16 protein-coding genes are annotated in these 12,648 nt (G+C 39.9%); 5 read left to right on the plus strand and 11 right to left on the minus strand.

Going from position 1 to position 12,648, the window contains the following annotated elements; all coding sequences use genetic code 11:
• Positions 1-57: 57 nt before the first annotated feature.
• Positions 58-1,449 (minus strand): MATE family efflux transporter, encoded by a 1,392-nt coding sequence (locus tag Q5C82_RS05050; RefSeq protein ID WP_003220194.1) that lies wholly within the window; start codon positions 1,447-1,449, stop codon positions 58-60.
• Between the two features lie 286 nt (positions 1,450-1,735).
• On the opposite strand from Q5C82_RS05050, the gene iseA reads away from it, so the two are divergent.
• The 5 genes from iseA (at position 1,736) to Q5C82_RS05075 (ending at position 4,511) form a co-directional block, all read left to right on the plus strand.
• A complete protein-coding gene (gene iseA / locus Q5C82_RS05055; protein ID WP_003220195.1) occupies positions 1,736-2,281 on the plus strand; it encodes a DL-endopeptidase inhibitor IseA in 546 nt (181 codons plus the stop codon).
• 452 nt (positions 2,282-2,733) lie between these two features.
• A complete protein-coding gene (locus Q5C82_RS05060; RefSeq protein ID WP_003220196.1) occupies positions 2,734-3,297 on the plus strand; it encodes a hypothetical protein in 564 nt (187 codons plus the stop codon).
• A gap of 97 nt (positions 3,298-3,394) precedes the next feature.
• Positions 3,395-3,583, plus strand: a complete 189-nt coding sequence (locus Q5C82_RS05065) for a hypothetical protein (protein ID WP_003220197.1) — start codon at positions 3,395-3,397, stop codon at positions 3,581-3,583.
• A 165-nt stretch (positions 3,584-3,748) separates the two neighbouring features.
• Positions 3,749-3,886: a hypothetical protein gene (locus tag Q5C82_RS05070; protein WP_003220198.1), complete on the plus strand. Its 138-nt coding sequence runs from the start codon at positions 3,749-3,751 to the stop codon at positions 3,884-3,886.
• A gap of 67 nt (positions 3,887-3,953) precedes the next feature.
• Complete coding sequence (locus tag Q5C82_RS05075; protein ID WP_003220199.1) at positions 3,954-4,511, plus strand: hypothetical protein; 558 nt, start codon at positions 3,954-3,956, stop codon at positions 4,509-4,511.
• 66 nt (positions 4,512-4,577) lie between these two features.
• On the opposite strand, the gene Q5C82_RS05080 is transcribed toward Q5C82_RS05075, so the two are convergent.
• The 10 genes from Q5C82_RS05080 to Q5C82_RS05125 are packed head-to-tail and all read right to left on the minus strand — an operon-like array spanning position 4,578 to position 12,646.
• On the minus strand, positions 4,578-5,555 hold the full coding sequence (locus Q5C82_RS05080) for an N-acetylmuramoyl-L-alanine amidase (RefSeq protein ID WP_003220201.1): 978 nt from the start codon (positions 5,553-5,555) through the stop codon (positions 4,578-4,580).
• A 57-nt stretch (positions 5,556-5,612) separates the two neighbouring features.
• The gene (locus Q5C82_RS05085; RefSeq protein WP_003220203.1) at positions 5,613-5,876 is read right to left on the minus strand and encodes a phage holin; all 264 of its coding nucleotides are present in this window, start codon (positions 5,874-5,876) and stop codon (positions 5,613-5,615) included.
• Positions 5,877-5,888: 12 nt separating this feature from the next.
• Positions 5,889-6,101, minus strand: coding sequence for a BhlA/UviB family holin-like peptide (locus Q5C82_RS05090; RefSeq protein WP_003220204.1), 213 nt, complete (start codon positions 6,099-6,101; stop codon positions 5,889-5,891).
• 55 nt (positions 6,102-6,156) lie between these two features.
• Entirely contained in the window at positions 6,157-6,330 is a 174-nt protein-coding gene (locus Q5C82_RS05095; protein WP_003220205.1) for an XkdX family protein, read from the minus strand.
• Complete coding sequence (locus Q5C82_RS05100; protein ID WP_003220206.1) at positions 6,330-6,701, minus strand: hypothetical protein; 372 nt, start codon at positions 6,699-6,701, stop codon at positions 6,330-6,332. The genes Q5C82_RS05095 and Q5C82_RS05100 overlap by 1 nt, the downstream gene beginning before the upstream one ends.
• 12 nt (positions 6,702-6,713) lie before the next feature.
• Positions 6,714-8,504 carry a phage baseplate upper protein gene (locus tag Q5C82_RS05105; RefSeq protein WP_003220207.1) on the minus strand — a complete coding sequence of 597 codons (1,791 nt, stop codon included), beginning with the start codon at positions 8,502-8,504 and terminating at the stop codon, positions 6,714-6,716.
• A 12-nt stretch (positions 8,505-8,516) separates the two neighbouring features.
• Complete coding sequence (locus Q5C82_RS05110; protein WP_003220209.1) at positions 8,517-8,687, minus strand: hypothetical protein; 171 nt, start codon at positions 8,685-8,687, stop codon at positions 8,517-8,519.
• Complete coding sequence (locus tag Q5C82_RS05115; protein WP_003220211.1) at positions 8,684-8,992, minus strand: hypothetical protein; 309 nt, start codon at positions 8,990-8,992, stop codon at positions 8,684-8,686. Before Q5C82_RS05115 ends, Q5C82_RS05110 begins: the two co-directional genes overlap by 4 nt.
• Before the next feature lie 15 nt (positions 8,993-9,007).
• Complete coding sequence (locus Q5C82_RS05120; protein ID WP_230939507.1) at positions 9,008-10,912, minus strand: teichoic acid biosynthesis protein; 1,905 nt, start codon at positions 10,910-10,912, stop codon at positions 9,008-9,010.
• A gap of 27 nt (positions 10,913-10,939) precedes the next feature.
• Complete coding sequence (locus Q5C82_RS05125) at positions 10,940-12,646, minus strand: phage tail protein (protein WP_003220214.1); 1,707 nt, start codon at positions 12,644-12,646, stop codon at positions 10,940-10,942.
• Positions 12,647-12,648 lie beyond the last annotated feature (2 nt).

The following is a 12,648-nucleotide window of genomic DNA, read 5'->3' on the forward strand; positions in this document are numbered from 1 at the left end:
TTTTCCCTATCAAATAAAAAAACACCGTTCAAATCATGAACGGTGTGATTCGGAAGTCTATTGGATGAGACGTGTAATCTGTTTCTTTTTCCACACGAATTGATAATACCCATAAATCAATAGCAAGCTGACGGCAAACGCAGCCGGATAGCCAACCCAGACGCCGAGTATTTCAAGCTTTGTGTAGTGGGATAGTACGAACGCGACAGGCACCTCTACTCCCCAGATGGCGAAAATGCTGATAACGGTCGGCCATAAGACCGTTCCGCTTGCCCGCATCGTCGCAGAAATAATTTGGGCATTTCCAAACAGCAAATAGCTCCACAATGTAATCATCAAGAGACGGTGCGCAATGTAAAGTGTGTCTTTCTCGGTTAAAAATAACGCTAAAATCTGCTGTGAAAACACATAGATTAGAATGATCAGCACGCCGCCAATGATATAATTCAGCCAAATCCCGACGCGAATGACCTGCTTTAAGCGGCCAGACTCGTTCGCTCCGATCGATTGCGCGGCGAAAATAGACACCGCAATACCAAGGCTGACGGCCGGCATCTGCACATAGCTGGCTACCTGGTTGACTACGCCGTATGCAGCTGTCGCATTAGAGCCGTAATGGTTGACGAATGAAATTACTGCTATCTCTGATAATGAGACGAGAATCATATTGATGCTTGATGGAATCCCGAGGCGCAGCAGGAGAGCCAGCAATTCCTTATCCATTTTCAAATAACGCCGCACTGTTTTATCAAATTGGAGCGGATGGTTTCGTTTTCGTAAATACACCATTAACACGAGGAATGTCGCAATCGTGGAAATGACGGTTGCGTATGCGGAGCCGTATATGCCCAGTTTCGGAAAACCGAACATGCCAAGGATTAAGACGGGCAAAAGCGCTATGTTGATGACCGTGCTCACAATCAGCGTATAAAACGGTGTCTTGGAATCCCCTGTTCCGCGCAAAAATGTTGTATATGCAAAATATAAAAACATAAACGGCATAGCGTAAAATAAAATACGTGCATAGCTGGCGCTGACATGAATGACATTTTCAGGCGTGCCCATTAAACGAAGAATATCCAAGGTGAAAATACTGCCGATGACGGCTAATACCACCCCTAATATAAACGTAAACGTGAGCGTCGTCCCGACAACAGCCTTTAACCGCTCCTCATTCTTTGCCCCGTAGGCTTGTCCGATTAGGATCGAACTTCCTGAACCGATCCCAATGGTAAATGAGATTAAAAGAAAAAATAACGGGAAAAAGGATGATACAGCTGCAACCGCATCAACACCAAGCCATCTGCCTACAGCCATCATCCCGACTAGCTGGCCGACTGATTGCAGCACATTGCTTAGCAAAAGCGGCACTAAAAAGAGTGACATAGACCGCCAGACAGATGGATTGCTTTTCTTCTGAGTTACAGGTTGTTCTTGTGATGTTTCCATATTGAAAGCTCCTTTATTTGAATTCGTTTGTAAACATGCTCCTATTATTTTGACAAAAACAGGCTATGCAACATGTTATTATTCATCACTGTCCATATGAAACCCTTCCCGATTCTTCTAATTTTACACATCTTTTTAGCTTATGAAGAATAAACTAGCAAGTAACAGCCTGTTTCTTTGTGAGTAAAAGAATAAAAAATAATTTATGCAAAAGTATTGTAATCTATCCGTAATTATTGTAACATTTGTAACATAAGAGAAAGAGATTTTGAAGGAGTGAATCACAATGAAAAAATGTCTTCTATTTCTAACAACTATTGCACTTATTCTGTCATTAAGCACAAATGCATTTGCGAAAAATACTTCAGGTGATTTATCACAAAAACAAGCACTGCAGCTGGCATTATCAGCAAGAGAGCATTTTTGGAACACAATGAGCGGCCACAATCCAAAAGCGAAAAAAGCAGTTTGCCCATCAGGCACATTTGAGTATCAAAATCTTCAATATGTGTATATGTGCAGTGATTTAGGCACTAAAGCAAAAGCAGTGAATTACTTAACTCCTATTTTTACAAAAGCAGCAATCGAAAAAGGCTTTAAAGACTATCATTTCACTGTTTCAAAAGGAAAACTTGCCGTTCCAGTCGGTGACGGAGACAACCTTTTAAATTGGAAAAAGTCAACAGCTAAACTGATTTCTAAAAAAGGCGGCACAGTCACATACGAATTTACCGTTCCTACTTTAGATGGATCACCTTCAGCGAAACGGAAAGTGACATTTGTAAAAGAGAATAAAAAATGGAAAGTTAATCAATTTGACGCAGTTATATAAGAAAAACGCCCGGTATAAGCGGGCGTTTTTTATTTGGCATAAAAAAGACAACAGACGAAAAGCCTGTTGTCTTTTTGTAAATATAACGCTCTAGGAGGGAGTCTATATCCCCTCTTCAACCATTGATTTAATAAGGTTCATAACTATTGTTGTGAAAAATTTGTGCAAAATTATTAAAGTTTTTTGCTTGTTCATAGTGTATTAATGAATAAGATGGTGGGAGTCTATTACCTTAGTATGGTTATGTTTTAAAATAGTTACAAAACGTTGATATATAAGCCTTTTCAGTATAATGGGAAATCAGCTTTAAAACTATAATTTTATGTTTTTGTTACCAAAGTGTTACCACAAATCAATCCTTTTAATGATAATCGAATGCCCTTCATAAAAGCCTCGATCTTCGCCTAACTTTATTTTAATATGGTAATATTAGTAACGTTAGGAGAGGACCTATGAAAAAGTATTTATTAGCTTTAATAATCATTTTATCTGGTTGCAGCAACGTCACAAATACTGAAAGTGCAGATGCCTATGACAACAAGAACAACTTCAACGCCATTCCTTTTGAACAATTTATTAAAGGATACAATACAAATATTGATCAAATTCATGATGATAAAGAGAAGCATCCCTCACATATCGTAGCAGATGACCATTTTAAAAAAGTAAATAAGAACAGGTATATAAACACTCTCGTTAAAGAGTCAGATTATGATAGCGATAAAAGCTATTTAATTGAGGGGATTTTCGACGAAAACAAAAATTTAATTGAGATTAAAGCTAAAGTTGATATGCCCACTGATAAACATAGTATTTTTGTTCCTTCCAGAAAAGGTGTACAAGCTGCCCGAGCTTTATTGAAAACTTTAGATTTTGATGAGGACACATTAGATCACGCTTTTGAGAATGCAAATCCTGACTATTCTGAGACCAACAATCTATACAGAGTTACTTGCTCATTAATGCCAGAAGAAAAGAAATTCACACTAACATTCCAATTAAAAGATGAAATTTAAATTCAGATTTTTTGAAAGAGGTGAGACCTTTGAAATATGGCAAATTCGATCCACCAGTAGGTATGGGATGTAAGTAAGATGCGGGGAACAAATGACTATGACAGATTTTGAACGCAAGTTATATCAGATTTTTGTTAACATGCGGCTTTACGGAAAGAATCCGACTCTTCCCGAACTGAAAAGAAAGACAGGGAAAGGCGAACAAGAAATACGTGAGGCCACAAAAAGCCTCATCCGAAAAGGAGCGATTGCTTGGAATAAAGAAAAGAAAATATGGGTTATATAAAGTCCTGCTCAATGACTAGGACTTTATTTGTTTTTCATGTGTATTTCTTTATATTCCGGTTCTATTTGAACTATTTTACAAGAAAGTATATTTAGCCTATGGAATAAAAAATTCAATTGCTTCAAACTTGTGGGAGATTATTCTTTATAGGAGTGGAGTGATAACATGACTAGCGAAGAAATTAAAGGCTTCATCATTGCCGGGTTAGTGTTATTAGGAATTGCTGTTGTCGCAATTTTAATTTCATTATTCTGTATTCTTAAAATAGTTAAGATCATCAAAAAAGAAAATACAAAACATTGAATTATTGACAATATTTTCTTAAACGTTTAGGATCGAACTGTAAAATAATTATAAGGGAGAGAACCGAATGAAGAAATCTAGATTTGCAACTATGATTTTAGGTATTTCTGTTTTGACTCTTGTATTTGCGACCATTTTTATGGGGACTAACGCTCCTACCACTTCTGCAAAAGAAGTAAACCCGAATGTAAATATCTTTCTCAATTCAGCTGTAGAAAATTTGAACCCTGATGACGTTAAACAAACCCTAAAGACAATTAAAGAGTCGATTATCTTAAAAAACGGTGAATATTCATTTGATGAATCGAAAGCAATAAAACTAGGGCTTGAGAAAGATGTAATTGATAACGTTAAGAACCTAGAATCTAATGTCTTAGAGCAATTCTACAATCTTAAAGATAGTGAAATTGAAACAGGCTCAGAGCAATTACAAGGAGATTTTAGTGTTCTAAAAGAAAAAGATCCTTTGGCTAGAGTGCTTTATTTAAGCTTAGTTGCCTTTATAGGATTAAATTTTGCCAATAATGTACTTAATGATATTTATAGATTGGGTGCAATTGGTTGGTGCCGTTCCACTACCCATAGTCTTGCGATAAGCGTTTGCATAACTCTAGGGTATCGCTAATTTACATACCCTGTTTCTGAAATAAACAAAAGTATCCCCTTGAGAGTACTCAAGGGGACTATTTATTCACTTCAAAAGAGCTTCCAATTTCGCTTTTGTCTTAGGTCCATAAATGCCATCAGCAGTCAATCCATGCATGGACTGGAAGCGTTTAACTGCATTTGCTGTTTTAGGACCATATACGCCATCAATGCCGTTATTCTTCGCCCCTTTATCCGGGTAGAAGTAAAGAGCAGCCAGTGCTTTTTGAATCTGCCTTACGTCATCCCCTTTTCGCATAGGACTTGTCACTTTATAGATGCCAGAAGGCAGCGCATATGACGTTTTTTTACTGCTTGGTTTAGTGCTGGAAGTGCTTGAGCCTTCAAGATTTAACTTTTGGCCAACTTTGATTTTATTCGGGTCTTTAATGTTATTCCAGCTCTGAAGATTTGCCACACTTACCCCATGCTCTTTTGCAATTGCGGAAAGAGTATCACCTTTTTTAACTGTGTAAGTGTCCCCAGAAGCTTTAGGCGCAGATGATGACGGTTTAGATGTTGTGTTTCCTCCCAGCGCATTTAATTCAGCTTCAATGGCAGCCTTAACCTCGTCCCATCTGCCCTCTGACAAAATACGGTGCGGGCAATACTTTCCGTTCCAGTCTTGATGCTTGCGGACACGATCAACGCCCCAGCCTCGTTCTTTAAGTAGCTGCGCCACAAATTTAATTGCCAGCTTTTCTGCCGCCCTATATTTCGGACCACCGGACTTGCTATAACAGATTTCAACAGCAATAGATTTCCGGTTCCCTGTTCCGTATGTGCCGTCTCCTGAGTGCCACCCATTGCGATTTGTAGGCAGTCCTTGAATTACTTGCTTGTCATCAACGGCAAAATGGTAGCTTGTCGAATTGGTATTGCCAATCATATAACTGATCTCGTTAGCAGCTGATGCATCGTTTGCCGTGTTGTGGATTGTGATGTATTCCGCGTTCATTGCATTAGGGCATTTTAATCCGTATTTAGCTTCCGATACAAGATTCTTTTTCACTGTGATTGTCATATTCATTCTCTCCATTCATTTTTAATATAGAAAAAGCCGCTGGTTTATCCAGCAGCCTCATTTTGTTAGATTGTTTTGTTTTAGAACTGCTTTTTGCTTGTGTCCTTTGACTGTCACATAGTTGTTTTTGAACCATGCAACAAGTGTCGTGCCGATAGTGAAAACTATAGAGCCGGCAGTGTATAACGCATCCGTAAGCTGATTCACCTGATCCTCTGTAATATCCAACGGTGACTTGCCAAGCATCAGCATTGTTTGGTTAATAAGTGCAATCAAAAGAAGCACCGTCCGAATGACCGTGCCTTTGTCATAGTTTTTCATAGTGTAATCCCCCTATTGTACTTTGCTTTCAATTTTGTCGAGCTTTTCAATTACGACATCATACTTTTCACTGAACTTCCCTAAGACTTCATTTTGGGAATCAATTTGATCATAGAGCTTAGATTCCCTTTCCTTACTTGTTTTCATGACATAGAAAAGGAGCCAGCAAAACAACACAGCAAATGGCCCCTGAGTAATTAAATACTGTGTAATATCCATCTCCATAAAAGTCTCACCTCCCTCCTTCAAGGCAAAATAAAAACACCTCCATGGGTGTTGGTTAACTTCCTAAATCTATGACAACCGGCTCTGTAGCTGGATAGGTCAGGCCGGTGATTTCTTTATATTGTTCTTCTGTGATTCTATTTAAGACAACGAAACGGGCAACGTCAGAGTTTGTGTAATACTGTCTGCCCCATCCATAGATGGTTTTTACATTTGCAAACCAATCCATTACGCTTCCCCTCCTTCGGCCAGCATTAATAACAAGTCAGCGATCATTTTCGCCTGAGTTTCAGCCTGATTTTGCGATTCTGCCAATTGCATCATGATTACAGCATTCTGAGCTTTTAACATTTCAATTGGAGATTGACCTTCACTGCTTTTAGCATGACTCAAAAATTCATTAATTTCTGCTTGGGTAGCTCCCTCAGTCCACTCTCGCAAAATGGGATCAAATTTTCGTTTAAAGAGTGAGGGAGAATCTGGCGGTTCAACTTCTGTGCAAGAATCAGGAATTACATAATTACCGGCATCATCTTTTTCGTAAACCAGAACTGGCTCTACGAATATAAAATTTTCATCATATTTATAAACCTGTTTCAAAATTCACCCTCCTTAATCTAAAAAGACAGGTGCACTAATGTGATACCCGGTTACTGCACTGTTGTCATTTGATTGCAAGCCAGTTAGCATAAGTTCACCGTTCGGATAAACAACTAATTTGCAATACCCCGTAATTCCTGATGTGGTAACTGCCACAACATCCCCATTGCTTGGGACAACTGATTTAGGAACGTTTCCAATAATGACCTCCCTCGGTGCCGTGATGTGCCCCCTCAGCAAAAGCAGTTTACCCCATACAGCGTACTGGAATGGCCTGTCTCCATTTGCTGCACCGTTTTTTAGCGGAATGTTTTGCCACACAACATTTTCAAAATCCGCATCTGTTATCAGCCGTTTCCACCCTTTGAAAATGCCATTTGTGTGTACAGTCCCATGCCACATGACGTTATCATAACTTCTCCAAGCTATGATTGTTTTTCTGCCGGTATCCCCTTCAATTACATCATAATTGAACCATGAACCATCATTTTCAACAGGATTGTTTTTTACCAAAGAACCCGAAGCAAAATAAAAACCGGAACTCAGTGCCAGAATGTCTGCCCCATTTGCTAATTGGGTTCGTTTCCCGTCATCCTTTGTCAGTTTTGCCAGCTGGCCGCCGTTCCATTTATCTCTCTCTGTGGAAGTGATATGGATTTTTGAATCCTTTGCATGTGCGTCTACCTTGGACTGCACCCCTGCTGTGGACTCAATAGGAAACCAATTAATTGCAGATTGGTTAGCATTATAGTAGAACCACCAAGCATTCCCTCTCACGTCTACAGCGTATCCATTACCTATTCCCGGCTGTCCCACTATTTGCATGCCCCGCAAACTCGTCTCTGATGGGTTGTCTGTTACGGCATTTGTACCATAGAAAGAAACAGTTCCGACATCTTTAAGAGAGTCATAAAAAGAGCCAGAAGTTAAATTGATTTTTTGCGTGCCGTTATCGGCCGTTATTTTAAAAAGTTGACTTGCATTCCATTTGTCCTTATCGTTTTTTGAGACATGGCGCTCACCGTTTAAATTATGTGCTCGAAACTCATAAAAATCAGCTTGCTTAACATTATCAACGTTTCCCAATCCCACTTGGTCAGCAGTCACTTTATGTGGGTTTGATGTATCATCTACATGGCTATCAAATTCAGCCTTAGATGCTTGTTTTACGTTTTCGACGTTTCCCAAGCCTAGCTGATTTTTTGTAACGCCGTGGGGATTGGATTTATTATTTATATGGGTGTCTAAATTCGACTGAACAGCAGCAGCCTTTTTCTGTGCCCCGTCTTTAGTTTCAATGTTCTCTAAGTCCTCAAATTTTTTCCGCAGCTCTTCAACGGTCTGAATGGTCTCGTTATAAAGCTCGTTGATCTTATGTTTTAAGGACTCAAAGTCGTCAATATAATATTCAACGCTCGGCAGAATGTCGGTGTCAATTAGCGCCTTCTTAATCTCAAAAGAAAATTCATGGATCGACATTGCCTGTTGATTGGTGTACGAAACATCCAATTCCGCCTGAACAGTCCCAACGTGTCTAATTTCTTCATCAGAGAGGACATAGATCAGCCGGCCGTTCAATTTATCAATGATTTCAATGTCTCGGACAAATCGGCTGCCGTCAGACATTAAAAGAACGAGCTTCACCACTGCCGCGGATAACGGCAGGGGAACCCCGTCCTTCATAAGCTGGAATGATAGTTTTGCTGTTCCTTTGTCTTGAGTTGTATATTGAATATTTGTTTGTACTGGGCTTTTGCGCCGGCCATTGATCGTAAAAGTAAGTGATTCATCTTTATACGGCATAGTGTCCCTCCTTTACTCCTCTATAGAAGGAGATGCTTCATCCTGCCGAAGCCTTTTGATTTCATTCATTTCCTCTTCAGTTATCTTTCCTTGATCGACTGCCATAGTAAGAAGCTCTTCTTTTCCGTCCCAATACCCTGATATATAGCAAGTCTTAATGGCATTATAAAAAGGGCTGCTCATCCTGCATCACCCCTTACCATTGTTTCCAGTATATCGGCAACAGCTTTCAGCGCCTTTGCCCCGTCGCTTTCTTCAGCTGAATCAGCAGTCTCAAGCGACTTAATGTATTCAGCAGATGCGCTTTCTACCCATTCTGTCCCTGTCCATTTGGCCTGTACCAAGTCACCCGGACTGATCTCAGTTGAATTTTCCGGAATCACGCGTTTTACCTTTCCGTCATCATCTTCAAAGTATTGAATTTCAACCGGGCAATCATAAATATAGTTTTCATCATATTGGTAAGCCCACATTTGTTCATATTCCATTTGAGACACCCCTTTTTAATCCAGCTTGATGATTTCATCAATATAGGTGTATGTTGCATTTGACTCGTTTTTTGCAAATAGCCCAAGAGCAGAGATATTTCCATTTGATCGAAAGACGATTTTTCGCTCTCCTGTTGTACCGGCCACGGGGCAGCTTTTAAAGGCATTCTTTTTAGGGCGGGCACTGGCAGGCAATGTTGCGAAATCGACGCCATCTTTTTTCGGAATGGTAACTCGGCCCCTCACAAAAAGAAAACCTCCCTGTACTGCAAATTGCAGACGATTATTGCCGTCAGGATTCTTTGCGCCATTCTTTAAAGGTAGGTTTGCCCAGGGCAGTTTTCCACTTGCTGAAATCTCAGACCATTCACCAATATTCCCGTCATTTGTTACAACTCTTGTCAAAATTTTAATTGGCCGCCCTGTTGAGTTACGGGTCAACGTTTGAATGACTGATCCGGCGCGATCTGCCGGCGCAATGTTCAACCACCATCCAGCGTTACCGCTGTCCGGATGATCCGAAAGCGTCTTTGTTTCTGTCGTCAGCATATAGTAAAAACCGGGTTGCCTGAATTCTTTTAAGGATTTCAAGCCTTCTGGAAGCCGTTTTGAATAACCATTATTTTGAGTGAGTTTATATCCTTGATACCCTTGGGCTAAATCAATACCGAATTTGGCTGCATTCTCTTTCGAATGGTAGGCATATACCTTGGCAAGTCTTTTTCCGACGGCTCCTGTAGCCACACCTGCGAATAGCGATTTCTTTCCTGTCGTCGGGTCCTTGTATAAAAAGATGGATTCAGGCTCTCGGAACCCATCTTCATATTTGCCGTCTGGCCCATAACCAAAATCACATGAGATACGTTTTTTCAAGCTTCCATCCTTAAAGCTAAATTGCGTGATTTCACATGGATATGTTTTGTTATTTGTATCTCCGGTGTACCAGTATAAATCGTATCCGTCTATTGTGAAGCCTTGGAGATAAAACAAGTCATTCGGAATGATCACCTTTCCCAGCACTTTATTTACCCCGTTTTTCACGTCACTTAATTTCCGAAGCTCTACCAAACTATTATCATCTTTTAATCTCATTCGAAACGCTATAAAGCCATTTTCTCTATCAATAACAGGGATCGTATAGTAATCGTTGAATTTGTTATAGCGTTTGATCCCTCCGCTGCCGCCATTCAGTGTGGCGCCCGCTGTATAAGGGAAACGCACAAGATCGTTTCCGACAGTGTTTCCGTTTGAATCGACAACATTATAGTTGGACCAGATATACATTTTCCCGTTTTCCCGTTCCAGTCCAATTGTGGTACCGTGGCCGCCGTGAACGAGCTTCATGCTGTCCAGCATCACTCCGTTTGGGTTCATGCGGGTAATGATAAAACTCTCGCTTTTATCTTGATTGCCGCTGGCAACCTGTGTGGCGTAGATATCGCCAGTTAACTCATCAATGACAAAACACTGCAGCACTGTTTTATCTGCTAAATTCAAGTTTGTATGGTAAACCGGCGGAATGGTTGTGAAGTCAAATCCCATTTCTTTTTGAACAATGGAATCTAAGTTTTCAACTTCTGTCTCTTTTGCAATTAAATGATCACGTAATGTTGGATACACCTTTCCTCGCTTATCTACGCGAGCATCTAGCATTTCCTTTATATTGGTACCATCTGCTTGTAAAACAAGGTTTCGGATACGCGCTTTTGCTATTTCAATTTCTTCATAGACAGTTAGTCCGCCGCCATGAGCGACCTGTGAAGATGTATGAGCATTGTCTGCCCGTTTATGATTCGTAATATCTCGCTCAATACCATTCACAGCAGTTTCAATGCTTCCTAAATCAGTTGCAAGCTGTTCCTCATATAATGAGTTTCTAATGGTACCAAAATACTTTCTTAGCGTTAACAACAGCAGCACTCCTTTCTTGAGCAAAATAAAAAACGCTTATCGGAGCGTTCGCATTAACTGATCAATATAGCGTTTTTGATCTCTTATTTTCTTGGCCTGATTGACTGCAATGTCTTGTATATCCTTTCTAAAATTCGCAAATGTAAGCTTAGGACTGCTGTAAGGGTTCAAAGGATTATACTGAATGGTTACTAAACGAACATCATCTTCAAATGTAATGCCGTCGGCAGTATCAGCTAACACATGAATTGTGTCACCTTTCCAAAAAGGTTTTTCTATTGATAAAAGCTTAGGTTCATAGATATATTGATAATCCACACTTACAGTCGTTTCCGGGTAAGGATTGACATGTTTCTTTAAGGCTGAGACCATGCTACCCGCCTTCTTGATTGTTTCATCTTTTATCGGGTCGGCCCACCTTGGTTTGCCCTCTCGTAAAAATTTTTTCTCTTCGGGATGAACATAAAGAATAGGCTCAAAAACATACTTAGGTTTCTTATCTGTAGAATTGCTATCCTTTGCCATGGCGCCGTATCCCCACGCCCGAGTGGTGCAGTTTTGCGAGTTTGTTTTGATGTTAATTCCCGGCATGTTATAACGGGAATCAAGCGTGAAATCTACTTCCTGCCCCATTTTTTTGTAAACATGGATTTTATAATTATCAACATCAATTTCTAAATCATAATCCTCTATGATTTGATCCATCAATTCTGTGCTGTTTTTCTCTCCAAAATTCTCCTCTTCTGCCGATGGGAAATCACTTTCAGGAGCTTCTAATACATAAGTGAAGTCCGTCCCTTTTAGTGCAATATCAAGTGCCTCTTTTAGCTTTAGCTTTTTAGAGACCGTTTCCTCAACACGGTTTTCGACAAGAAGGACAGAGTAGATATGATTCGCGGTAATCGTTTTTGTGATTACATTTTTTGATTGTTTCAGGTCAACATCCGTAATGTAGTATTTCTGGTGATTGAACTTTCTCTCGTCTATATAAAGGATATTGTCGTTTATTAAAAGATCAAATTCAGCTGCATTCTGCTGAGTTTTTGTAATAGTGAAGGTAAAGCTTTTCTTTCCTGTTGTGTCATCTGTCAAATCAACAATAACACCTGTTATTTCAACGACATCCTTTCCGTCAGTCGTAGAAACAAACAATTGAGGGAAATCAACATCAGAAGGCAAGTTTTTATTTAAAGAAACGTCTTTCCCCGCATATTCCTTACTTGGAAATACAGGTTCCTCAACCGGCGTATCTGGATTATCAGGTACATCTGGTTCGTCAGGAAGCGTCGTTATGTTGTCGTATTGCGTTAAATTATATTTATCTATGATACTGATTAACTTGCTCGGATAGTTCACATCAGTAGCATAGCCGCCGTCTTTTACTGCTTGACATGCCTTTTTATAGTTGGTCTCACCCACGACCGCCTTATACCGATCAAGACGGTTATACAAGCTTCCTAAATCAGCCAAGCTTTCAGCATAGGAGGGATACTTTCTAAACTTTGCTTGAATCCGAGTAACGTTTCCATATTTGTCTTGCTCGCTTGTCCACATCAAAACATACTGACCGTTATATGTCCCTTTTATGCCAAAAAGATTATGCGCTTTTTGCGCCAATCCACTTGTGCCGTACCCACTTTCAAGACATCCTTGAGCAATGACAAGGCTGGCGAGAACATTATATTTTTTGTATACATTTTGTGCGCCGGGTACAAGGCTTTTAATAAAGTCTGCTGCAGCCATAT

Origin of the sequence: uncultured Bacillus sp. (genome assembly GCF_958411575.1) — a bacterium.
In the GTDB taxonomy this organism is placed as follows: domain Bacteria; phylum Bacillota; class Bacilli; order Bacillales; family Bacillaceae; genus Bacillus; species Bacillus spizizenii.